Here is a 23,352-nt window from a genome sequence, read left to right as displayed (position 1 = left end):
TAGAAAGTGTCAGCGGCCAGCGGCCCGCCGCAAAAAGGTTAGATCAGGGTTTTGCCATGGCGGACGAAGGTCGGCTTGACCACCCGTACCGGGTACCACTTACCACGAATTTCTACCTCGGCACGGTCGGCGGTTGCCATCGGAACACGTGCCAGGGCGATCGACTTGCTAAGCGTAGGAGAAAAACTACCACTGGTGATCTCCCCTTCGCCAACATTGGCGATGCGAACCACCTGATGGGCGCGCAAAACACCCCGCTCTTCCAGCACCAGCCCGACCAGTTTGTGCTGTACACCGCTGGCAAGCTCGGCTTCCAGCGCACTGCGCCCGATGAACGGACGGCTCGCCGGTTCCCAGGCAATGCTCCAGGCCATGTTCGAGACCAGGGGCGAAACGTCTTGATTGATGTCCTGGCCGTAGAGGTTCATGCCGGCCTCCAGGCGCAAGGTGTCGCGGGCGCCGAGGCCAATTGGCGAAATGCCGGCCCCTACCAGGTCGTTGAAAAAACTCGGGGCCTCCTGGGCAGGCAAGACGATTTCCAGGCCATCTTCGCCGGTGTAGCCGGTCCGGGCGATGAACCATTCGCCGTCGGCGCGCCCTTCGAAAGGCTTGAGTTGCTGGATGATTTGCCCACGCGGTTGCGTCACCAGTTCGGCAATCTTCTGCCGGGCCTGGGGGCCTTGGATCGCCAGCATCGCCAGTTCGGGGCGCTCATGCAGCTGCACGTCGTAGCCACCGAGCTGTGCCTGCATCCAGGCCAGATCCTGATCACGAGTCGAGGCGTTGAAGACCAATCGATAACCGTCCTCGACACGGTAGATAATCATGTCGTCGACGATGCCGCCGCGCTCATTGAGCATCGCGCTGTACAGGGCACTGCCTGTGTCCTGCAAGCGATCGACGTCATTGGCCAGCAAACGCTGCAGCCAAACCTTGGCCTGGGGGCCGTCGACATCGATCACGGTCATGTGGGATACATCGAACACTCCGCAGTCGCGACGCACCTGATGGTGTTCTTCGACTTGCGAGCCGTAATGCAAAGGCATATCCCAACCGCCAAAATCGACCATCTTCGCGCCGAGGGCGAGATGAAGGTCATACAGAGGCGTACGCTGTCCCATGGGTTTCTCCTTCCGGGCTTGGCGAAGGTGCGGACGGGCACTGCATAGCGCGAACATCTGAAAAAAGGAGTTTTCTGACGTTCTCAGTTGCCCGGTCCGACAGACGGACCGCACCGAATGCCGCGCATTGTAGCCGCATGAGGTGGGACTGGCACCTAGCTGTTTCGATGGGCCGAACGTCGTATCAATCCGATGACTGGCAACAACCCCACCAGTACCAACGTCAGCGCCGGCAGCGCGGCCCGGGCCCACTCCCCTTCGCTGGTCATCTCGAAGATCCGCACCGCCAGCGTGTCCCAGCCGAACGGACGCATCAGCAGCGTCGCGGGCATTTCCTTGAGCACGTCGACGAACACCAGCAACGCCGCGCTCAAAGTGCCGGGCAACAGCAAGGGCAGATACACTTTGAAAAACAGTCGTGGCCCACTGACCCCAAGGCTGCGTGCAGCCTCGGGCAAAGACGGACGAATGCGCGCCAGGCTGCTCTCCAACGGACCGTAGGCCACCGCCAAAAAGCGCACCAGATACGCCAGCAACAGCGCCGACAGGCTACCCAGCAACAACGGTTTGCCTGCCCCTCCGAGCCAGGTCGACAGCGGGATGACCAGCTCACGGTCCAGGTAGCTGAATGCAAGCATGATCGACACCGCGAGCACCGAACCGGGCAAGGCATAGCCCAGGTTCGCCAGGCCGACGCCGGCACGAATCGGACGGGTTGGCGCCAGCCGTCGGGCGAACGCCAGCAGCAAGGCCACGCAAACGGTGATCAGCGCGGCCAGGCCGCCCAGGTAGAGGGTGTGGACGATCAACCCGGCATAACGTTCGTCCAGGTCGAAACGACCGCGTTGCCAGAACCACACCACCAATTGCAGCACCGGAATGACAAAGGCACAGGCGAACACCAGGAAACACCAACTGCTGGCTGCCGCGGCCTTCAGACCGCGCAACGTATACAAAGCCTTGGCTCGGGGACGTTCGTTACTGGCTCGGTGGGCACCACGAGCCCGGCGTTCGCCGTAGACCACCAGCATCACCGCCAGCAACAGCAGGCTGGCCAGTTGGGCAGCACTGGAGAGACTGAAGAAGCCATACCAGGTCTTGTAGATCGCGGTGGTAAAGGTGTCGAAGTTGAACACCGACACCGCGCCAAAATCCGCCAGGGTTTCCATCAGCGCCAACGCCACTCCCGCACCGATGGCCGGCCGGGCCATCGGCAGCGCCACGCGCCAGAAAGCCTGCCACGGCGACTGCCCGAGCACCCGCGCCGCTTCCATCAAGCCCTTGCCCTGGGCCAGGAATGCACTGCGCGCCAGCAGATAGACGTAAGGGTAAAAAACCAGCACCAGCACCAGGATCACCCCACCGGTGGAACGGACCCGGGGCAGGCGCAGGCCGCTGCCGAACCATTCGCGCATGAGCGTCTGTACGGGGCCGGCAAAGTCCAGCAGGCCAACGAAGACAAACGCCAACACGTAGGCCGGTATCGCAAACGGCAGCATCAACGCCCAGTCGAGCCAGCGTCGCCCGGGGAACTCACACAGGCTGGTGAGCCAGGCGAGACTGACACCCAGCAACGTCACCCCGACACCCACGCCAAGGATCAACGTGAGGGTGTTGCCCAGCAAGCGCGGCATTTGCGTATCCCACAGGTGGGACCATATCTGTTGGTCGATGCTCTGCCAGGACAACAGCAAGACGCTAAGGGGCAGCAGGACCAGCGCGGCGATGGCGAAGACCAGGGGATACCAGCGGCGTTGGACGGGGTGGGCCAAGGGGAGCTCTCGTTTAAATGATTGTGCCGCGCAATGTGTGCCCAAATATCATCGCTGACAAATTGCCCCTGTGGCGAGGGAGCTTGCTCCCGCTGGGCTACGAAGTAGCCCCAGGCCCTGGATCATGGCCCTTGAGATAGATCCCAGCAGATCTTCTGGGAGGGCTTCGCCCTCCAGCGGGAGCAAGCTCCCTCGCCACATACCATCAGGAGCACAAGCTCGTCTTAGTTCCAGCCAGCGCGATCCATCATGCGGATGGCTTCGGCCTGGCGTTTACCCGCCACTTCCACGGGCAGGGTATCGGCCTTGAACTTGCCCCAGGCCGCTACTTCCTTGGACGGCTCGACTTTCGGGTTGGCCGGGAATTCCTGGTTCACGTCGGCGAAGATGCTTTGCGCTTGCGGCGTGGTCATCCACTCCACCAGCTTCTTCGCGGCGTCCGGATGCGGTGCATGCTTGGTCAAGCCAATCCCCGAGAGGTTGATGTGCACCCCACGGTCGGCCTGGTTCGGCCAGAACAGCTTCACCTTCAGGTCCGGCTTCTGCTGGTGCAGGCGGCCATAGTAATAGGTATTGACGATGCCGACGTCGCATTGCCCGGCGTTGATTGCCTCAAGCAGCGCGGTGTCATCGGAGAATACGTCGGTGGACAGGTTCCGGACCCAGCCCTTGAGGATCTCCTCGGTTTTTTCCGCACCGTGGGTTTCGATCAGCGTGGCGGTCAGCGACTGGTTGTAGACCTTCTTCGAGGTCCGCAGGCACAGGCGGCCTTCCCACTCTTTGCCAGCCAGCGCTTCGTAGGTGGTCAATTCGCTGGGTTTGACCCGCTCGGTGGAGTAGACAATGGTTCGCGCCCGCAGGCTCAAGCCGGTCCAGGCGTGGGAAGAGGCGCGATATTGGGACGGGATGTTGGCGTCGATCACCGGCGACGCGAACGGCTGGAGAATGCCCATTTGCTCGGCCTGCCAGAGGTTGCCGGCATCGACGGTAAGCAGCAGGTCGGCAGTGGCGTTCTCGCCTTCGGCCTTGATCCGCTGCATCAGCGGCGCTTCCTTGTCGGTAATGAACTTCACCGACACGCCAGTTTCCTTGGTGTAGGTATCGAAGACCGGTTTGATCAGTTCGTCGATACGCGAGGAGTAGACCACCACCTCATCGGCGGCCTGTACGGCAGTGGAGCCGATCAGGGTCAAGGCGAGGGCGGACAGCAGGCGCTTGGTTGCCAACATGGTAGCGGTCTCTGGATTGTGAACGAAGCGCAAATGATAAGGACTCACATTTGGCAACTCAATCGAACAGTGGGTGGACACATTTCCAAATGTTGCAACTTTGAGATGCGCAGTGTTTTTGCGTCCGTCATCGCGGGCAAGCCTTGCTCCCACAAAGCTCGTCCCAAGTTGCACACCTGTGGGAGCAAGGCTTGCCCGCGACAGGGCCATGAGCCCCAACCCACATCTCAGGCCTTGGCTAGATCCGGCAAATCCCCAATCAACCCCAGCGCCTCGCGCACGAACAACGCCTTGGCCTCAGGCATGCGGTCTACCAGTTTCAGCCCGGTGTTACGCAACCAGCGCACTGGCAATGGATCGGCCTGGAACAACCGCTCGAAACCTTCCATCGCCGCCATCAACGCCAGGTTATGGGGCATGCGTCGCCGCTCGTAGCGGCTCAGCACCTTCACGTCCGCCAGTCGCTCGCCACGCCCGGCCGCCTGCAACAGCACTTCGGCCAGCACGGCGGCGTCGAGGAAGCCCAGGTTCACGCCCTGCCCGGCCAACGGATGAATGGTATGGGCCGCGTCGCCGATCAGCGCCAGCCCTTCGGCCACATAGCGCTTGGCATGTCGTTGGCGCAGCGGCACGCACAGGCGTGGGTCGGCACTCAGTACCGTACCGAGCTGGCCTTCGAAGGCTCGTTCCAGTTCGCTGCAGAATTCAGTTTCATCGAGCGCCATCAAGCGCTGCGCTTCACCGGGGGTGGTGGACCAGACAATCGAGCACCAATCGTGCTGACCGTCACGCTCAAGTGGCAGGAACGCCAGCGGACCGTTGTCGGTGAAACGCTGCCAGGCCGTCATTCGATGCGACCGGGCGCTGCGCACGCTGGTGACGATGGCGTGGTGCAGGTAATCCCATTCGCGCGTGGCAACGCCAGTCAGGCGGCGCACAGCGGAATTCGCGCCGTCAGCCGCGATGACCAGGGGCGCGCGCAACGTGCGGCCATCGGCCAAGGTCAGCAGCCAGTCGTCACCGGAACGACGCATCTGCTCCAGCCGGGCATTGGCCAGCAGGCCCAGGTCGCAGTCATGCAGTCGATCCAGCAAGGCGTCCTGCACAACGCGGTTTTCAACGATGTGCCCAAGCGCCTCGGCGTGCAGGCTGGCGGCCGAGAAATGGATCTGCCCGGTGCCGCTGCCGTCCCAGACGTGCATGTCGGTATAGGGGCTGGCGCGTCGGGCGGTGATGCCGTCCCAGACGCCCAGGCGATCGAGGATCCGCTGGCTGGCCGTCGACAAGGCACTGACTCGGGGCTCGAACGCGGCCTGGGGATCGAAGGGTTTGACGCTCATCGGGCTGCCGTCGAGCAACAGCACTTGCAGGCCACTGTCCTGCAACGCCAGCGCCAGGGCGCTGCCGACCATACCGGCGCCGACAATCAGCAGATCTGCACGCAATTCCATGCTCTAAGCCTGTTTTGCTGGCGACATCGGTCGCCCTTGAAAAGAAATGACAGCCCCGGCCTCAAGCATCGGGACGCGTCCCCAGCCCCATGGCCTGACGGGCGAACCAACGCTTGGCCGGCGGCAGCAAGTCGAGGCCCAACAGGCCGAGGTTACGGCCCAGGGACACCAACGGCAGGTTGCTGGCGAACAGCCGCGTGACTTGGTCGGAGAAGCCCACGGTCAGGACCTGATCCATTCGCTGGCGCTCGCGATAGGCTTGCAACACGGCAAAATCCCCTGGCTCGCTTTCACTGTCGAGCAGGGCATCGGCAAGGGCCTGGGCATCGCGCAGGGACAGGTTGAACCCCTGCCCGGCAATCGGGTGCAGGCTGTGGGCGGCGTTGCCCAGGATCGCCAGGTGCGGACGGACCTGTTCTTCGGCCTCCACCAGCGCCAGCGGGTACAGATGTCGCACGCCCACCTGTTTCAGGGTGCCCAGGCGATAGCCGAACACGCCCTGCAATTCGCTGAGGAAACTGCGCTCGTCGAGGGCCGCCAGCCGTTGTGCGTCCATGCCCTGGCGGGTCCAGACCAGCGCGCAACGATTCTCCGGCAGCGGCAACAAGGCCATCGGGCCGTCATCGGTGAAACGTTCGAAGGCCATGCCATTGTGGGCTTCGCTGGGGGTGATGTTGGCGATCAAGGCACTCTGGTCGTAGGGTCGGCTGCGCACGCCGATACCCAACTGTTCACGCAGGCCGGAGCGGCCGCCATCGGCCAGTACGGCAAGGTCGCATTCCAGGGTGGTTTCGTCGTCGAGGGTCAGGCGATAACCGCCGACCAGCGGCTCCATGCCGGTGACCTGCGCCGGGCAGCGCCAACTGACCACCTCAGGGTCCAGGCCTTGCCACAGGCACTGGCCGAGCCAGGCGTTTTCCACCACGTAGCCCAGCGCCGGCACGCCCTCCTCCATAGCCGACAGACGCGCGGTGGAAAACCGCCCGCGGTCGGATACATGGATCTGTTTGATCGGTTCGGCGCGGCGGGAAATCTCCTGCCAGACACCCAAGCGTTGATAAATCTGCCGGGCACCGTAGGACAATGCCGAGGACCGGGCGTCGTAGCTCGGTTGCCAGGCGTTGCCGGGAGCGAAGGGCTCGATCAGCATGATCTTCCAGCCCCGGGCCTTGGCACCGGCCTGCAGGGCCAGCGCCAGGCTCGCGCCGACCAGGCCGCCGCCGACGATCGCCAGATTGACCCGGCTCATGCCGCTTGCGTCCGGGCAGCGGCCATCAGGGCCTCGATGTCGGCGACCGTCTTCGGTACGCCGTGGCTCAGGATTTCACAACCGGTTCTGGTCACTACCACGTCATCCTCGATGCGCACGCCAATGCCGCGCCATTTTTTCGCTACGCTGCGGTTGTTCGGGCTGATGTAGATGCCCGGCTCCACCGTCAGCGTCATGCCGACCTCAAGCACCCGCCACTCGCCACCAACGCGGTATTCACCCACGTCATGCACGTCCATGCCCAGCCAGTGGCCAGCGCGATGCATGTAGAACGTCCGGTAGGCTTCGCTGGCGATCAACGCATCCACCTCACCCTCCAGCAGCCCAAGGCGCACCAGCCCCTCTGTAATCACCCGCACCGTCGCTTCGTGGGCCTGGTTCCAGTGTTTGTCCGGCGCGATCTGGGCAAACGCGGCTTCCTGGGCAGCCAGCACCACTTCGTAGATCGCCTTCTGCTCGGGTGAAAACTTGCCACTGACCGGCCAGGTACGGGTGATATCGCTGGCGTAGCAGTCGATTTCACAGCCGGCGTCGATCAGCACCAGGTCGCCGTCCTTGAGCAGCGCGTCGTTCTGCTGGTAGTGCAGGATGCAGCTGTTGCGCCCCGCCGCGACGATCGAGCCATAGGCCGGCATTTTTGCCCCGCCCTTGCGAAACTCATAGTCCAGCTCGGCTTCCAGGCTGAACTCATGCAGCCCCGGACGCGCCGCCTGCATCGCCCGAATGTGCGCCTGGGCGGAAATCCGCGCCGCTTCGCGCATCACTTTCACTTCTGCCGCCGATTTATACAGGCGCATGTCATGCAGCAAGTGATCCAGGGCAACGAATTCGTTCGGCGGCTGGGCGCCGAGGTGGGCCTTGGAGCGAATCACGTTGATCCACTCCATCAGGTGCCGGTCGAATTCCGGGTTGCTGCCCATGGCCGAATACACCCGGTCGCGCCCTTCGATCAGGCCCGGCAGGATGTCGTCGATATCGGTGATGGGAAACGCGTCGTCGGCACCGTAGTCACGGATCGCCCCTTCCTGGCCGGCGCGCAGGCCATCCCACAACTCACGTTCGGCGTTGCGCTCGCGGCAAAAGAGGATGTATTCGCCATGGGCGCGGCCCGGCATCAGCACCAGCACCGCTTGCGGCTCGGGAAAGCCGCTGAGGTACTGGAAGTCGCTGTCCTGGCGGTAGACGTGCTCGACGTCGCGGTTGCGGATCGCAACAGCGGCGGCGGGCAGGATTGCGATGCTGTTGGGTTCCATCTGCGCCATCAGGGCCTTGCGGCGACGGCTGTATTCCGATTTCGGGATATGAATCATGGGCAGACGGTGTTCCCTCTAAAAATTAATGCAAGGACGGCTTGGCGGCCGCTGCATCGGTTTTCTTGGTCTCGGTGAACAGCAGCAATGGCGCGACCCGCAGGTACTCCATCACTTCCATGTAGTCGCTTTCGCCGTCATCGGATTCTTCCAGGGCATCCTGGACCTGGGAGATCGCGGCCAAGTCCTGCAACACTTCCTTCGCCTCTTCGCTCAAGGCGTATTCGCGGCGGGTCAGGCCGAAGCCGGCGAGGAAGCCCTGGCACCACTGGCCCAGAGCAGCGGCGCGTTCAGCCAAGGGCGCGTCGTCAGTGGGCAGCAGCAGGACGACGGTCATGTCGTCACTGGTCAGCTCGCCCTTGACCATTTCCTGCAGGCCGATAAGCGCGTTGCGGACGTTGTCCGCCGGCTCGCCTTCCAGCAGTTCTGCGGCGTCGGCCAACCAGCCGTCGGCATCGAACCCGGCGCCGGCGCAACTGCGACCGAGCAGCAGGCCATGCAGTTCGGCAGGCGAGACAGGATGACCGCTGGTGCTCAGCAGGGTGGCGAATGCTTGATACGGGGAATTCTGAATGGGCATGGGCAGCTAGGCGCCAGACGGCGCTATGTCTAGAATGGAGGCCTTGTATCCTACATCGACAGACTCGCCAAGACTATCAGAGGCTGTGCGACTCATACCCTCCATCAGACACAATCTTCAGTGGACACAATGGAAGACACCGACCTGCAAGCGCTGATGGCCAGACTCGAACTGCTAATTGACCGGGTCGAGCAACTTAAGAGCCAAAACGGACTCCTATTAGCTCAGGAAAAAACCTGGCGCGAGGAACGCGCGCACCTCATTGAAAAAAACGAAATCGCCCGGCGTAAGGTCGAATCGATGATTTCGCGCCTCAAGGCCCTGGAGCAAGACTCATGAGTTCAAGCAATAGCGTTACCGTGCAGATCCTCGACAAAGAATATTCAATCATCTGCCCCCAGGAAGAGCGTAGCAACCTGGTGAGCGCCGCCCGTTACCTGGATGGCAAGATGCGCGAGATCCGCAGCAGCGGCAAAGTCATCGGCGCCGACCGCATCGCCGTAATGGCCGCCTTGAACATCACCCACGACCTGCTGCATCGCCAGGATACGCCGGACCTGCAGGTCAGCGGCTCGACCCGTGAACAGGTGCGCGACCTGCTCGATCGGGTGGATCTGGTGCTCGCCACCGATCCAGACGTCAGCAAGGGCTGATTCGCGAGGCTGCCTGGGGTATACTCGCCTCACTCCCTGGGGTGCTTGCCAGTTGGTGATGTCCCTGAGCCGATACGCACAACCACGGGGGTTGCACGTTGGGGCCGGTGTGCATGTCCGCTTGACGGAAAGCCTTAACGCCCCCTGCAACTTCCACCTTGAACTTTCGGGTTCAAGGGCTAAGCCGACAGCGGTTCATCCGGGGAGCCTGACTCCAGGCAATGCCAGTCCATATGGACTGGCATTGTCGTTTCTGGCGCAGGCATTTCTGAGCAGCCTGTTTTGCGGTTACGCTGTGGCATCGCCACTGCGTGAAGCATTGATATGACCGAACCTGCGCTGCTGCCCCGCCCGCAACTTCGACGCCTGCTGCGCCAGGCCCGTCGCGCCCTGACGCCCGCCCAGCAACGGCAAGCCGCCCACGGGCTGTTCAAGCAACTGGCCCAGCATCCGCTGTTTCGCCGTGCGCAGCACATCGCCCTCTACCTGCCCAACGACGGCGAGATCGATCCGCGCCTGCTGCTGCGCGAAGCCCAACGCCGGGGCAAGGCCACTTACCTGCCTGTGCTCAGCCCATGGCCGCAGACCAAGATGGTGTTCCAGCGCATCCACCCCGGCGAAAAAATGCAGCCCAACCGGTTTCGTATTCCTGAGCCGCGCAAGAACATCGCCCGGCAACGCAAGGTCTGGACGCTGGACCTGGTGTTGTTGCCATTGGTGGGGTTTGACGATGCGGGGGGTCGACTGGGCATGGGCGGCGGCTTTTATGACCGCAGCCTGGCGTATCTGGCGCGACGCAAGCAGTGGCGCAAGCCAACGCTGCTGGGGCTGGCCCATGAATGCCAGAAAGTCGAACGATTGGCGCAGGCAAGCTGGGACGTACCGCTGCAGGGAACGGTCAGCGACAGGCATTGGTATATCGCGGGGTAGACGCCGCGATCATCAGCGGCGCCAGGAAAGCGGGTTCAGCGTTTGAACGATGCCGCGGGTTGGGTGATTTCCACCGGCGCGTCTGTCTTGTTGGCCCACAGGCTTTGGGCGTAACCCGTGGTCACGACACCCAGACCGAACAGAATGACCAGGATCCACAACAAATCCGGTTTGCGTTTCATCGATTGCCCCCCTCAAGGCATATCACACACGATGACAGCAGCGGTTTTCTTATTGGCCGTGCAGCAGCGTCAAGCTTGGAAGGCCGGCATTTTGCGGCAACCGGCCCCGACACGCAAACTCTGGCGTCAACCGACTGTCGGTTTGTCATAAAATCGCTGAACTATTTTTTCAACACCGCCAAGGAGTAGCAATCATGGCCTATTGGCTGATGAAATCCGAGCCCGACGAATTATCCATCCAAGGTTTGGAAAAGCTCGGCCAGGCACGCTGGGACGGGGTTCGCAACTACCAGGCGCGTAACTTTCTGCGAACCATGGCGGTGGGCGACATGTTCTTTTTCTATCACTCCAGTTGCCCCGAGCCAGGCATTGCCGGGATCGGCCGGATTGTCCGTGCCGCCTACCCTGACCCAACGGCGCTGGAACCCGACAGCCATTACTTCGACCCCAAGGCCGGTCCGGAAAAAAACCCCTGGACCGCGATCGACGTGGCCCACGTCGAAACGTTTCCCCACGTGCTGAAGCTCGACTACCTCAAGCAACAGGCCGCCCTGGCTGAAATGCCACTGGTGCAAAGAGGCTCGCGACTGTCGGTGATGCCCGTCACACCCGAACAATGGGCAGCGGTCATGGCGCTGCGCTGATCGCCAATGAGTTGATGGATATCAAGCGGGGTCGTTCGCTGATCAGGCAGACTTCAATGCTATAGCCGCAGGATGCCGGACATGTCGACAAACCATCGTACTTCTCGCTTTTTTGCCCTCGCCTTGATGACTGTTTTGCTGGCCGCCGGCGGTTTCGGCTATTGGAAATCGCGCCACGATCGCCTGCCGGAAGGCTTGAGCATGGGCAACGGTCGCCTTGAGGCCACCGAGGTCCAGATCGCCAGCAAGACCCCCGGACGCCTGGCCGAAGTTCAGGTCGACGAAGGCGACAACGTCATCAAGGGCCAGGTGCTGGCGCGCATGGACACCCGCACCCTGGAGGCCCAGCGCAACCAGGCCGAGGCCGAAGTCGCGCGGGCCCGGCAGAACCTTGCCGCCACCGAAGCCAACGTGCAGTTGCGCCAGAGCGAACAATTGCTCGCTCACCAGGAGCTGAAGCGGACCCAGGAACTGTTCAAGCGCGGTTACGCCAGCGGCCAGGTCATCGACCAGCAGCAAGCCCGCGTCGACACCGCCAACGCCGCGGTCAACGCCGCCCGGGCCCAGGTATCGGCGGCGAATGCGGCCATCGGCGCGACCCTGGCCCAAGTGGCCCAACTCACCAGTGAAATAGATGACAGCACGTTGCGGGCACCGCTCGACGGCGTGATCCAGTTGCGCCTGGCCGAGCCAGGTGAAGTGCTGGGCGCCGGCGGTCGAGTGTTGCTGATGATCGATCCGAACGACCAATACATGAACCTCTACCTGCCGGCGTCGGTGGCGGGGAAACTGGCGGTGGGCGATGAAGCGCGACTGTTGCTCGACGCCCTGCCCGAGCGACCTCTACCCGCCAAGGTCAGTTTCGTCGCGGCCAAATCCCAGTTCACCCCGAAAGAAGTCGAAACCCGTGATGAGCGCCAGAAACTGGTGTTCCGCGTCAAAGTACGCCTGACCCGCCCCGGCGAAGTGCCCCAGGCCAAACCCGGCATGCCAGGCGCCGGCTATGTACGCACCGCCCCCATCGACTGGCCGGCCAACTTGCAATGAGCGCCCCCGCCGGCGAGGCATTGCGCGCCTCGGGCCTGGAACACCGCTACGGCCAGCAGGTGGCGCTGAGCGATATCGCCTTCAGCCTGCCCGCCGGCACTCGCTGCGGCCTGATCGGCCCGGACGGTGCCGGCAAGTCGAGCCTGCTGGGGCTGATTGCCGGGGTGAAGAAACTCCAGCACGGCCAACTGGACGTACTCGGCGCCTCGATCGACGACCGACGCCATCGCAACACCCTCTACCGACGCATTGCCTTCATGCCCCAAGGGTTGGGGGGCAACCTTTACCCGGACCTGTCGATACGCGAGAACATTCGCTTCTTCGGCACGCTGTTCGGGTTATCCCGGACAGATTGCGAACAACGCATGGGCACTTTGCTGCTGGCCACCGATCTGCAGCGTTTTGCCGATCGCCCGGCGGGCAAACTGTCCGGCGGCATGAAACAGAAGCTCGGCCTGTGTTGCGCACTGATCCATGAACCGGACCTGCTGATTCTCGACGAACCCACCACCGGCGTGGACCCGCTGTCCCGGCGTCGCTTCTGGGAACTGATAGAAGACGTGCGTCGGCAACGCCCGCAACTGACCCTCCTGGTCGCCACCGCGTACATGGAAGAGGCCGAACAATTCGAGCATTGCCTGATGCTCGACAACGGTCGCTTGATCGCCAAGGGTTTGAGTGCCGAGCTGGCTACAGTCACGCCAGACGGCAAGCTCGACTCGGCCTTCACCCATTTCCAGGGCGACAGCGGCCGCGATGTCGAGCCGCTGGTGATCCCCCCCAGGAGCGCCAACACCGCCGACATTGCCATCGAAGCCCACGACCTCACCTTGCGCTTCGGTGATTTCACCGCCGTCGACAAGGTCAGTTTCGCGATTGGTCGCGGTGAGATCTTCGGGTTCCTGGGTTCCAACGGCTGCGGCAAGACCACCACCATGAAGGTGCTGACCGGGCTGATCCCCGCCAGCGAAGGCAGTGCCCGGCTACTGGGCAACCCGGTCAACGCCAAGGATCTCGCCACCCGCAAGCGGGTGGGTTTCATGTCCCAGAGCTTTTCGCTGTACGGCGAACTGAGTGCGCGCCAGAACCTGGAACTGCACGCCAAACTCTTCGACCTGCCCACGACGGACAGTCGCCAGCGCATCGACGAACTGATTCAGCGCTTCAATCTCCAAGCGCTGGCGGACCAGCCTTCCGGCGCCCTGCCACTGGGCCTGCGCCAGCGTTTGTCCCTGGCGGTGGCGGTGTTGCATCGCCCGGAAGTGCTGATCCTCGATGAACCGACCTCGGGTGTCGACCCGGCTGCGCGGGATGATTTCTGGCGACTGCTGATCGAGCTGTCTCGCGAACAGGACGTGACGATTTTTCTTTCCACGCACTTCATGAACGAGGCCCAGCGCTGCGATCGTATTTCGCTGATGCACGCCGGCAAGGTCCTGGCTTGTGACACGCCGGCAGCCTTGCAGGCGCAGTTCAACGGCCAGACGCTGGAAGCCGCGTTCGTCACCTGCCTGGAGAAAGCCCAGGGCGAGACGCAGCAAGACGCCGCCCCCGTGCCCCTCGACAGTGCCGACGCCCCCCGGGACCGGCGCGGCCTGAGCCTCGGTCGCCTGTGGGCCGTCGCCAGCCGGGAAGGCAAGGAGCTGCTGCGCGACAAGGTGCGGATGGCATTCGCCTTGCTGGGCGCCTTGTTCATGATGGTGGTCTTCGGCTTCGGTATTTCCCTCGATGTGGAGAAACTGGCCTTCGCCGCGTATGACCAGGATCAGAGCCCGCAAAGCCGTGCCTACCTGGAAGCGTTCCGTAGCTCGCGCTACTTCGAAGAGCAACCGATCATCAGCGACGCGAAGGAGCTGCATCGACGCTTGCAGCGCTCGGAGATCAAGCTGGCCCTGGAAATCCCCCCCGGTTTCGGGCGTGACCTTTACGCCGGCCGCCAACCGACGGTGGGCGCCTGGCTGGATGGCGGCATACCGTTTCGAGCCGAGACCAGTCGCAACTACGTCCAGGCGGTGCACCAGGCCAACCTTGAGCAACTGGCTGAACTCAGCAGCCGTGCGCCCAATCGACAACCCGGCGCAACGCTGGAAACGCGCTTTCGTTACAACCAGGACGTGGTCAGCGTCAACGCCATCGGTCCTGGGGTCATGGCGCTGATCCTGGCGTTCATTCCGGCCATGTTGACGGCGCTGGGCATCGTGCGGGAGAAGGAGCTGGGCTCGATCACCAACTTCTACGCCACGCCGCTGACCCGACTGGAGTTCCTGCTCGGCAAACAAGTGCCCTACCTGGCGGTCAGCCTGATCAACCTCGCCCTGCTGACAGCGATGAACCGCTGGCTGTTCGGTGTGCCGTTCAAGGGCAGCGGCCTGACGCTAGCGGTCGGCGGCCTGCTCTATGTACTGGCGACCACCAGCATGGGGCTGCTGATCTCGGCGTTCACCCGCACCCAGATCGCGGCGATCCTCGGCACCATGATTATCACCAGCCTGCCGACCATCCAGTTTTCGGGGTTGATCGTGCCGCGTTCGTCCCTGGAGGGTGCCGCTGCGGTGATGGGCCAGTTGTTTCCCGCCGGTTACTTCCTGGATATCGCCGTCGGCACCTTCACCAAGGCCCTGGATCTGCGCCAGCTATGGCCGCAATGCCTGGCGCTGGGCGGTTTTTTCCTGGGTTTCACCGGGCTCAGCCTGATCATGCTGAAAAAGCAGGAGGCCTGATGCACACGCTTTCACATATCTGGCGTCTGGGGCTCAAGGAACTGACCAGCCTGCGGTACGACTCCGTTCTGCTGCTGTTTTTGGGCTACGCCTTCACCGTGGCGATCTACATGCCGGCCGCAGGTTCGGTAATCGGCGTCCACAACGCCAGTGTTGCAATAGTGGACGAAGACCAGAGCCATCTTTCGCGCCAATTGGCCCAGCTCCTGCAACCGCCGGAGTTCCAGAACCCAGTGGCCTTGCCCTATGCCGAACTGGACAAGGTCATGGACAGTGGCCGCTACACCTTTGTCATCAACGTGCCCGCCAACTTCCAGGCCGACCTGCTCGCAGGGCGCGAACCGACGCTGCAACTCAACGTCGACGCCACGGCCATGAGCCAGGCGTTCATGGGCGCCGGCTACATCGGACGGATTTTCCAACAGGAACTGACCACCTACGCCGGCCAGGCACAAACGAGCGAAGCAACGCCCGTGAGGCTGACCACGCGTTCGCTGTTCAATACCAATCTGGAAGGTGGCTGGTTCCTGGCGGTGATCCAGATCGTCAACAACATCACGATCCTGGCCATCATCCTGACGGGGACCGCGCTGCTGCGCGAGCGCGAGCACGGCACCCTCGACCACTTGCTGGTGCTGCCGCTGACGGCATTGGAAATCATGCTGGCGAAAATCTGGAGCAACCTGCTGGTGGTGGTGCTGTGCACCTGGGCATCGCTGGAAATCATCGTCAAGTTCGCCTTGGGGGTTCCACTCGCCGGCTCCATGGTGCTCTTCCTGCTGGTGACCGCACTCTACCTGTTCGCCAGCACCTCACTGGGCATCTTCCTCGCCACCCTCGCCCGTTCGACGCCGCAATTCGGCCTGCTGGCGATCCCGGTTATCATTCCGATGCTGCTGTTGTCGGGCGGCAGTACACCGCTGGACAGCATGCCGCAATGGTTGCAATGGGTGATGCAAGGCTCGCCCTCGACGCATTACGTCAGCCTCAGCGCGGCGATCCTGTTCCGAGATGCCGGCCCTGGGGTGATCTGGCCGGACCTGCTGGCACTGGCGGCCATCGGACTTTTGTTCTTTGCAATCGCCCTGGCCCGGTTTCGGAAGAGCCTGGCGTCTTGACGAAAAAAAGCAGCCTTGGGCAGCGCCAGGAGATCCGGGCACTGCCAAAGGCTGCGATCGAGCCGGTTTACTGAATGATCAGGTTGTTGAACAACAGGTCATCGACCATCGGCTTGCCGGTTTCGTCGTTCATCACCTGCTGGGTCTGCTTCAACGCTTCCTGACGCAGCTTTTCCTTGGCCTCAAGGTTGTTCATGGTCTCGGTGGTCTGCTGGGCGAACAGCGCCACCAACTGGTTGCGAATCAACGGCTCATTGGCCTTGACCGCCGCTGCTGCGGCATCTCCTGTCACGCGCAGGGCCACATCGGCCTTGTAGACCCTCAACTTCGCCGAACCGTCGAGCCCATAGTTGCCGACAAAGGGCGGGCTGAGGGTGATGTAGCTGACCTTCGGCGCCTCACCCTCCTTCGCTTCCTTGCCCTCTTCGGCCATCGCTGCCACAGGCAACGACAGGGCCAGCATCAACATGATCCACGCTTTCACAATTGATTCCTCATCCGGTTTGCGGCCCAGCATACCGCCCCGCCGTTCAAGCACAAGCTTATGGCCGGCTATCAGGGCAGGGCATGCTCGTTGACCCGTTGTCTCTCACACCTACACTTATCGGCCATCACTCCCAAAGGAATAGCCCTGATGAAAGCCGTGCTGTGCAAAGAATTCGGCCCCGCCGAATCGCTGGTGCTGGAAGACGTCGCCAGCCCCATCGCCAAGAAGAACGAAGTGCTGCTGGACGTGCATGCCGCCGGGGTGAACTTCCCTGACACGCTGATCATCGAGGGCAAATACCAATTCAAGCCACCCTTCCCGTTCTCCCCCGGCGGCGAAGCGGCGGGCGTCGTCAGCGACGTGGGAGAGAAAGTCAGCCACTTGAAGGTCGGCGACCGGGTGATGGCGCTGACTGGCTGGGGCAGCTTTGCCGAACAGGTGGCGGTACCTGGCTACAACGTGTTGCCGATCCCTGCGTCCATGGACTTCAACACCGCGGCCGCCTTCAGCATGACGTATGGCACCTCAATGCATGCCCTCAAGCAACGGGCCAACCTGCAAGCCGGCGAAACCCTGCTGGTGCTCGGCGCATCCGGTGGTGTCGGCCTGGCGGCGGTGGAGATCGGCAAGGCCATGGGCGCCCGGGTAATCGCGGCTGCCAGCAGCGCCGAAAAACTCGCCGTGGCGAAGGCGGCCGGCGCCGACGAATTGATCAACTACAACGAAACCAGCCTGAAGGATGAAATCAAGCGCCTCACCGACGGCCAGGGCGCCGATGTGATCTACGATCCGGTGGGTGGCGACCTGTTCGACCAGGCCATCCGCGCCATCGCCTGGAACGGCCGGTTGCTGGTGGTGGGCTTTGCCAGCGGACGCATCCCCGAGTTACCGGTGAACCTGGCCCTGCTCAAGGGCGCCGCCGTGGTGGGCGTGTTCTGGGGCTCCTTCGCCCAGCGCCAGCCCCAGGACAACGCCGCCAACTTCCAGCAATTGTTCGGTTGGTTCGCCGAAGGCAAGCTCAAGCCGCTGGTGTCGCAGGTGTACCCGCTGAGCAATGCGGCGCAGGCGATCAATGACCTGGGGCAGCGCAAGGCGGTGGGGAAGGTGGTTGTGCAGGTGCGTTGAATGCGTCAAAGCGGTCAAGACCTCAAGCGCCGGACCGCTATTGAGCCGCACTAAAGCAACTCGCGAATCTCCTGCGGCAGCATCCGCACATACCGTGCCGCAGGAAAACTCCCGCAACGCTGCACGATCGTAGGCAGGAGCCTGTTGAACCGGGCGATCAAGGCCAAACGCTCCACATCCGGCAGCTGTTTCACAAAAAACACATTGGACAAGTAACTGCGGGTGTAACGGAACGGGAGTAAATCCTCTACCCACGGCTGTCCCCTGGCATGCGAATTGATGACCGAGCATTTCCAGGTCTTGATCCACTTGTTGGCATCCAGTGGCAAGCCATCCAGGCGGAACTCGAAGGGCGCTACGACGTGCGTCTGCGCCGGATGCTCGTGGTCCACCGTCCACGGCCTGAAGCGCCATTGCCTCACGGCCTTCCGTGCGGCCTCGGCGAAATCCGGATGATCGCTGCGCAGGATTGCGACTTCATCGACACGACCATCGGCATGCACCGTGAAGCCGACCCGGACCACACCCATGACGCCCTTCCGGTGCAGGGCCGTCGGGTAGTCCGGTTTGGGATTGTGCTCGGGCACCAACAACACATCCGTCGCCCCGCTCGTAGCGGACAAGCACAACAACAGCATCACGACACACCACCTCATGCCCTCACCCCTCACCTGAATGCCAGACCTGGCAAAGGCATAGAGGGTAGAGGCCGCGGCCCTGGGGCTAAATAGCGAGACTTCCCATTTGGGTGAAGGACCTTTCCCACTGTCCTGCCCCCTAGCCACCGATGCACCGCATGAAAAAAGCCTGTGGCGACATTTCCTACAACAGCTTTCGCCAATACCTGAGCGACATGTTCGTTTAAGAACATTCGATCAGAAAAATTTCGCTGTTTAAACGATAAGAACCAATGATATTTTCGGTAACGAAACTGTAACATTCGCATCCGCAGTCATAACAAGAACCTGGAGCCCTTGAATGTTTGCTTTCTTTCGCCCTGCCGCTCATCAGGCGTCCCTGCCTGAAGAAAAAATAGACAGCACCTACCGACGCCTGCGCTGGCAGATCTTCGCCGGGATCTTCATTGGCTACGCCGGCTATTACCTGTTGCGCAAGAACTTCTCCCTGGCCGTGCCGTACCTGATCGACGAAGGTTACACCCGTGGTCAGTTGGGCCTGGCCATGTCGGCCATCGCCATCGCCTATGGGCTGTCGAAGTTCCTGATGGGCCTGGTGTCCGACCGGTCCAACCCACGTTACTTCCTGCCCTTCGGCTTGCTGGTCTCGGCGGGGGTGATGTTCGTGTTCGGTTTCGCGCCTTGGGCAACGTCAAGCGTGACCATGATGTTCATCCTGCTGTTCATCAACGGCTGGGCCCAGGGCATGGGCTGGCCACCCAGCGGACGGACCATGGTGCATTGGTGGTCGCAGAAAGAACGCGGCGGCGTGGTGTCGGTGTGGAACGTGGCGCACAACGTCGGCGGCGGCCTGATCGGCCCGTTGTTCCTGCTGGGGATGGGCTGGTTCAATGACTGGCACGCGGCATTCTATGTGCCGGCTGCAGTAGCGCTTGCCGTTGCAGTGTTCGCCTTCGTGACCATGCGCGATACCCCACAATCGGTGGGCCTGCCGCCGATCGAGAAATACAAGAACGACTACCCGGAAGGCTACGACGCCAGTCACGAGAACGAATTCAGCGCCAAGGAAATCTTCGTCAAATACGTGCTGCGCAACAAAATGCTCTGGTACATCGCCATGGCCAACGTGTTTGTCTACCTGCTGCGCTACGGCGTGCTGGACTGGGCGCCGACCTACCTCAAGGAAGCCAAGGGCTTCACTGTGGACAAGAGCTCCTGGGCCTATTTCTTCTACGAGTGGGCGGGCATTCCCGGCACGCTGCTGTGCGGCTGGATGTCGGACAAGATCTTCCGTGGCAACCGTGGCCTGACCGGCATGGTGTTCATGGCCCTGGTGACCGTAGCGACGCTGGTGTACTGGCTGAACCCGGCCGGCAACCCGACCGTCGACATGATCGCCCTGGTTTCCATCGGTTTCCTGATCTACGGCCCGGTGATGCTGATCGGTTTGCAGGCACTGGAACTGGCCCCGAAAAAAGCCGCCGGTACCGCCGCAGGCTTCACCGGCTTGTTTGGTTACCTGGGTGGTTCGGTCGCGGCCAGTGCCGCCATGGGTTATACCGTGGACCATTTTGGCTGGGACGGCGGTTTTGTGTTGTTGATCGGTGCTTGCCTGCTGGCGATGGCCTTCCTCGCGCCAACCCTGTGGCACAAGCAAATCGCCAGTCAGAGCCGCGAAGCGGTCGCCTGATCCAGCGCTGATTTACAGCGCTTGAGCCGCGCCTCCAGATTCCGGTCTGGCATGGCGTGGCTGCGCAGGGCGTGGATGGTCTGCTCGACATAATCGCGAGTGGTGCCATAACGCCCACAGGCGCTTTCAAATACCTGGCTCAGCACATGGTCCGGCAGGTTGCCGGCATAGCTGGGCAGGTGTCGCTCCAGTACAAACCCCAAGGCTTGCACCCGGCTGCCATCCTCGAGACGGCAACTGAGCCAATGCGGGCGATAGGACGGGACCGGCATCTCGCGTTGCCACAGGGCAAACAGCGAATCCTCGAGATTCTCCTCCGGCAATCGGTAGGCGAAACCGCTGCACGAGCCGCCGTGATCCAGCCCGAACACCAGCCCCGGCAACTCCGGTGTACCGCGATGCTCGTGGGACCACAGGTACAAACCGCGATGGTAACCATGGACCCGGCCGCGCATCCGCTCCACCGCCGTGCATTCGGGCCGCCAGATCAATGAACCGTATGCGAACAGCCAGACCGGACCGCCCTGGTGGAGACTCATGGTCAATTGCATCGAGGCGAGCAATTGCTCACGGGTCAGTTGCGGGCCCAGGTCGAGCCTTGGCGGGTACAAGGCACAGGTAATGGCGGATTCGATAGCGGTCATGGCCGATAGCGTAGGGCTCCTCGCAATTCATCAAGCTGGATGGTGCGCCGTCATGACACTGACGCTTGGCAGAACCAAGGCAAATTAGATGCCATGAATGCTCGGGGCGCTGGCATATACCATAGCGGCATCTGGCTCATGGGTTAAATATCGAATAGGTATATCGGGCGATATATGACCCGTGGCGAGGGAGCTTGCTCCCGCTGGGCTGCGAAGCAGCCCTAAAAAACTTGCGGTCGCTGCGCAACCGAGCGGGAGCAAGCTCCCTCGCCACGGGATTCGGGTGAGTTTTTAAGTACGCGGCGCATAGGCGAAGACATCCGCACGCATTTGATGGGCGTCCATTCCGGCTTCGACCAGTGCATCGAGCGTGGCGTAGATCATGGCCGGCGAGCCGCTGGCGTAGACGTGCACGCCGGATAGATCGCTGATGTCCTCGCATACCGCTTCATGGAGCATGCCGCAGCGCCCTTCCCAGCCGCACAAGTCGCTGACGACTTTGTGCAGGAACAGGTTCGGCAGTTTTTTCCATTCGTCCCAGTGCTCGATTTCATAGAAATCTTCCGGCCGCCGCACGCCCCAATACAGGTGCACCGGGTGCTTGAAACCCGCCGCCCGGCAATGCTCGATCAGGCTGTGCATCTGCGCCATGCCGGTTCCGGCGGCGATCAGTACCAACGGGCCGTCGGGCAGTTCGGACAAATGCGTGTCGCCAAAAGGCATCTCGATACGCACGCTGGGGTTGCGCCGCAGTTGCTCCAGCAGGGCTTGTGCACTGCTTTCGCGCACCAACACGTGCAATTGCAGCTCGCGCCCCGAATGCGGCGCCGAGGCCAGGGAGAAGGCCGATTTTTCGCCGTTTTCCCGTTCGATCATCAGGTACTGCCCGGCGTGATAGCGCGGCGGCTTGCCGGCCGGCGCACGCAGGCGCACTCGCCAGACATCGCCCCCCACGTCGGCGCACTCGACCACCTGGCACGCCAGGTTGCGTACCGGTAGCTCACCCGGCGACAGCACGCCATCCCACAACACCACGCAGTCCTCCAGCGGCTCGGCGATGCAGGTGAAGATCTCACCGTGATCGCGCACCTCGCCCGCCTGTTCCACACGGCCCTCCACCAACAACGCGCCGCAGACATGGCAGTTGCCGTTGCGGCAACTTTGCGGGCATTCATAGCCCAGGCGCCGCGCGCCATCGAGAATCCGCTCGGCGGGCCGGATCTCCAGCACCGCCCCGGAAGGCTGCAAGGTTACACGCATCAATCTATTCCTAACTGATTCCAGATGGCATCGATCCGTTGGGTAACGGCTTCATCCTTGACGATAACCCGGCCCCACTCACGAGTGGTTTCACCGGGCCATTTATGCGTGGCATCGAGCCCCATTTTCGACCCCAGGCCGGACACTGGCGAGGCGAAGTCGAGGTAGTCGATCGGCGTATTCTCGATCATCACCGTGTCGCGCTTGGGGTCCATGCGCGTGGTAATGGCCCAGATCACGTCGTTCCAGTCCCGTGCGTTGATATCGTCGTCGGTGACGATAACGAACTTGGTGTACATGAACTGTCGCAAAAACGACCAGACACCGAGCATCACCCGCTTGGCGTGCCCCGGATACGACTTCTTCATGGTCACCACGGCCATGCGATACGAACAGCCTTCCGGGGGCAAATAGAAATCGGTGATTTCCGGAAACTGCTTTTGCAGGATAGGCACGAACACTTCGTTCAGCGCCACGCCGAGAATGGCCGGCTCATCGGGCGGACGGCCGGTATAGGTGCTGTGGTAAATCGGCTTGATCCGATGGGTGATGCGCTCGACGGTAAACACCGGAAAGCTGTCGACTTCGTTGTAGTAACCGGTGTGGTCGCCGTACGGCCCTTCATCGGCCATTTCGCCAGGATGGATCACCCCTTCAAGGATGATCTCGGCGGTGGCTGGCACTTGCAGGTCGTTGCCACGGCACTTCACCAGCTCGGTGCGGTTACCGCGCAACAGGCCGGCGAACGCATATTCGGAAAGGCTGTCGGGCACGGGCGTGACTGCGCCGAGGATGGTCGCCGGGTCCGCACCCAGGGCCACCGACACCGGGAATGGCTGGCCGGGGTGTTTTTCACACCACTCACGGTAGTCCAGTGCTCCGCCCCGATGGCTCAGCCAGCGCATGATGACCTTGTTGCGACCAATTACCTGCTGACGATAGATGCCCAGGTTCTGGCGATCCTTGTTCGGGCCCTTGGTGACGGTCAGGCCCCAGGTGATCAGTGGCCCTACGTCGCCCGGCCAGCAGGTCTGCACAGGGAGCATGGCCAGGTCGACATCGTCGCCCTCGATCACCACTTCCTGACAGATAGCGTCCTTGACGACTTTCGGCGCCATGGAAATGATCTTGCGGAAAATCGGCAGCTTGGACCAAGCGTCCTTCAGGCCTTTCGGCGGCTCGGGTTCCTTGAGGAACGCCAGCAGCTTGCCGATTTCGCGCAGTTCGCTGACCGCTTCGGCGCCCATGCCCAGAGCCACGCGCTCCGGCGTGCCGAACAGGTTGCCCAGCACCGGAATGTCGTAGCCCGTGGGGTTTTCGAACAACAACGCCGGGCCTTTGGCCCGAAGCGTGCGGTCGCAGACCTCCGTCATCTCCAGCACTGGAGAGATGGGAATCTGGATGCGTTTCAACTCGCCGCGCTGCTCCAGTTGCTGCACGAAATCCCGAAGATCCTTGAATTTCATTGAGATGCCACCCCG

General features: G+C 62.2%; 22 protein-coding genes and 1 other RNA gene. 10 read left to right on the top strand and 13 right to left on the bottom strand.

Going from position 1 to position 23,352, the window contains the following annotated elements:
- Positions 1–38: 38 nt before the first annotated feature.
- From gcvT to BLU76_RS02025, 7 genes are all read right to left on the bottom strand, one after another.
- Positions 39–1,121 (bottom strand): glycine cleavage system aminomethyltransferase GcvT, encoded by a 1,083-nt coding sequence (gene gcvT / locus BLU76_RS02055; RefSeq protein WP_092221321.1) that lies wholly within the window; start codon positions 1,119–1,121, stop codon positions 39–41.
- A gap of 155 nt (positions 1,122–1,276) precedes the next feature.
- Positions 1,277–2,893 (bottom strand): ABC transporter permease, encoded by a 1,617-nt coding sequence (locus BLU76_RS02050; protein WP_063323877.1) that lies wholly within the window; start codon positions 2,891–2,893, stop codon positions 1,277–1,279.
- A gap of 224 nt (positions 2,894–3,117) precedes the next feature.
- The gene (locus tag BLU76_RS02045) at positions 3,118–4,122 is read right to left on the bottom strand and encodes an extracellular solute-binding protein (protein WP_092221319.1); all 1,005 of its coding nucleotides are present in this window, start codon (positions 4,120–4,122) and stop codon (positions 3,118–3,120) included.
- Between the two features lie 227 nt (positions 4,123–4,349).
- Positions 4,350–5,567 carry a 2-octaprenyl-3-methyl-6-methoxy-1,4-benzoquinol hydroxylase gene (locus BLU76_RS02040; protein WP_170862060.1) on the bottom strand — a complete coding sequence of 406 codons (1,218 nt, stop codon included), beginning with the start codon at positions 5,565–5,567 and terminating at the stop codon, positions 4,350–4,352.
- A 67-nt stretch (positions 5,568–5,634) separates the two neighbouring features.
- Positions 5,635–6,822, bottom strand: coding sequence for a 2-octaprenyl-6-methoxyphenyl hydroxylase (gene ubiH / locus BLU76_RS02035; protein ID WP_063323874.1), 1,188 nt, complete (start codon positions 6,820–6,822; stop codon positions 5,635–5,637).
- Entirely contained in the window at positions 6,819–8,153 is a 1,335-nt protein-coding gene (gene pepP, locus BLU76_RS02030; RefSeq protein WP_092221315.1) for a Xaa-Pro aminopeptidase, read from the bottom strand. Before pepP ends, ubiH begins: the two co-directional genes overlap by 4 nt.
- Before the next feature lie 25 nt (positions 8,154–8,178).
- Entirely contained in the window at positions 8,179–8,733 is a 555-nt protein-coding gene (locus tag BLU76_RS02025; protein WP_072342955.1) for a YecA/YgfB family protein, read from the bottom strand.
- Positions 8,734–8,862: 129 nt separating this feature from the next.
- Here BLU76_RS02025 and BLU76_RS02020 point away from each other — a divergent pair, with 129 nt between their 5' ends.
- From BLU76_RS02020 to BLU76_RS02005, 4 genes are all read left to right on the top strand, one after another.
- Entirely contained in the window at positions 8,863–9,072 is a 210-nt protein-coding gene (locus tag BLU76_RS02020) for a TIGR02449 family protein (RefSeq protein ID WP_003177365.1), read from the top strand.
- The gene (locus BLU76_RS02015) at positions 9,069–9,386 is read left to right on the top strand and encodes a cell division protein ZapA (RefSeq protein ID WP_003177364.1); all 318 of its coding nucleotides are present in this window, start codon (positions 9,069–9,071) and stop codon (positions 9,384–9,386) included. Before BLU76_RS02020 ends, BLU76_RS02015 begins: the two co-directional genes overlap by 4 nt.
- A 30-nt stretch (positions 9,387–9,416) precedes the next feature.
- A non-coding RNA gene (ssrS, locus tag BLU76_RS02010) (6S RNA) lies at positions 9,417–9,596 on the top strand.
- A gap of 114 nt (positions 9,597–9,710) precedes the next feature.
- A complete protein-coding gene (locus tag BLU76_RS02005; protein ID WP_063323871.1) occupies positions 9,711–10,316 on the top strand; it encodes a 5-formyltetrahydrofolate cyclo-ligase in 606 nt (201 codons plus the stop codon).
- 35 nt (positions 10,317–10,351) lie between these two features.
- On the opposite strand, the gene BLU76_RS31420 is transcribed toward BLU76_RS02005, so the two are convergent.
- Positions 10,352–10,498 (bottom strand): hypothetical protein, encoded by a 147-nt coding sequence (locus BLU76_RS31420; RefSeq protein WP_092149156.1) that lies wholly within the window; start codon positions 10,496–10,498, stop codon positions 10,352–10,354.
- A 194-nt stretch (positions 10,499–10,692) separates the two neighbouring features.
- Here BLU76_RS31420 and BLU76_RS01995 point away from each other — a divergent pair, with 194 nt between their 5' ends.
- From BLU76_RS01995 to BLU76_RS01980, 4 genes are all read left to right on the top strand, one after another.
- Positions 10,693–11,142 carry an EVE domain-containing protein gene (locus BLU76_RS01995; RefSeq protein ID WP_092221313.1) on the top strand — a complete coding sequence of 150 codons (450 nt, stop codon included), beginning with the start codon at positions 10,693–10,695 and terminating at the stop codon, positions 11,140–11,142.
- 81 nt (positions 11,143–11,223) lie between these two features.
- Positions 11,224–12,189 carry an HlyD family secretion protein gene (locus tag BLU76_RS01990; protein WP_092149160.1) on the top strand — a complete coding sequence of 322 codons (966 nt, stop codon included), beginning with the start codon at positions 11,224–11,226 and terminating at the stop codon, positions 12,187–12,189.
- Positions 12,186–14,909: a ribosome-associated ATPase/putative transporter RbbA gene (rbbA, locus tag BLU76_RS01985; RefSeq protein WP_092221311.1), complete on the top strand. Its 2,724-nt coding sequence runs from the start codon at positions 12,186–12,188 to the stop codon at positions 14,907–14,909. The genes BLU76_RS01990 and rbbA overlap by 4 nt, the downstream gene beginning before the upstream one ends.
- On the top strand, positions 14,909–16,027 hold the full coding sequence (locus tag BLU76_RS01980; RefSeq protein ID WP_063323867.1) for an ABC transporter permease: 1,119 nt from the start codon (positions 14,909–14,911) through the stop codon (positions 16,025–16,027). The genes rbbA and BLU76_RS01980 overlap by 1 nt, the downstream gene beginning before the upstream one ends.
- A 67-nt stretch (positions 16,028–16,094) precedes the next feature.
- Here the strand turns inward: BLU76_RS01980 and BLU76_RS01975 are convergent, their stop codons facing one another.
- Positions 16,095–16,511: a flagellar basal body-associated protein FliL gene (locus BLU76_RS01975; protein WP_063325204.1), complete on the bottom strand. Its 417-nt coding sequence runs from the start codon at positions 16,509–16,511 to the stop codon at positions 16,095–16,097.
- Between the two features lie 150 nt (positions 16,512–16,661).
- Here BLU76_RS01975 and BLU76_RS01970 point away from each other — a divergent pair, with 150 nt between their 5' ends.
- Complete coding sequence (locus BLU76_RS01970) at positions 16,662–17,639, top strand: NADPH:quinone oxidoreductase family protein (RefSeq protein ID WP_063323866.1); 978 nt, start codon at positions 16,662–16,664, stop codon at positions 17,637–17,639.
- A 50-nt stretch (positions 17,640–17,689) separates the two neighbouring features.
- Here the strand turns inward: BLU76_RS01970 and BLU76_RS01965 are convergent, their stop codons facing one another.
- Positions 17,690–18,277 carry an energy transducer TonB gene (locus BLU76_RS01965; protein ID WP_256571680.1) on the bottom strand — a complete coding sequence of 196 codons (588 nt, stop codon included), beginning with the start codon at positions 18,275–18,277 and terminating at the stop codon, positions 17,690–17,692.
- 340 nt (positions 18,278–18,617) lie between these two features.
- Between BLU76_RS01965 and glpT the strand changes: the two genes are divergently transcribed.
- Positions 18,618–19,967 carry a glycerol-3-phosphate transporter gene (gene glpT, locus BLU76_RS01960; protein ID WP_092221309.1) on the top strand — a complete coding sequence of 450 codons (1,350 nt, stop codon included), beginning with the start codon at positions 18,618–18,620 and terminating at the stop codon, positions 19,965–19,967.
- On the opposite strand, the gene BLU76_RS01955 is transcribed toward glpT, so the two are convergent.
- From BLU76_RS01955 to ubiD, 3 genes are all read right to left on the bottom strand, one after another.
- Positions 19,943–20,611, bottom strand: coding sequence for a gamma-glutamylcyclotransferase (locus BLU76_RS01955; protein WP_092221307.1), 669 nt, complete (start codon positions 20,609–20,611; stop codon positions 19,943–19,945). The two genes, glpT and BLU76_RS01955, sit on opposite strands and share 25 nt — an antisense overlap.
- Positions 20,612–20,902: 291 nt before the next feature.
- Entirely contained in the window at positions 20,903–21,871 is a 969-nt protein-coding gene (locus tag BLU76_RS01950) for a CDP-6-deoxy-delta-3,4-glucoseen reductase (protein ID WP_092149175.1), read from the bottom strand.
- Positions 21,871–23,337 (bottom strand): 4-hydroxy-3-polyprenylbenzoate decarboxylase, encoded by a 1,467-nt coding sequence (gene ubiD / locus BLU76_RS01945; protein WP_063325203.1) that lies wholly within the window; start codon positions 23,335–23,337, stop codon positions 21,871–21,873. The genes BLU76_RS01950 and ubiD overlap by 1 nt, the downstream gene beginning before the upstream one ends.
- Between the last annotated feature and the right edge of the window lie 15 nt (positions 23,338–23,352).

This window comes from Pseudomonas sp. NFACC08-1, from assembly GCF_900106735.1.
Lineage (GTDB): Bacteria > Pseudomonadota > Gammaproteobacteria > Pseudomonadales > Pseudomonadaceae > Aquipseudomonas > Aquipseudomonas fluorescens_Q.
Note: the sequence above shows the minus strand (reverse complement) of the source record. Positions and strands in the feature narration are given on the sequence as shown.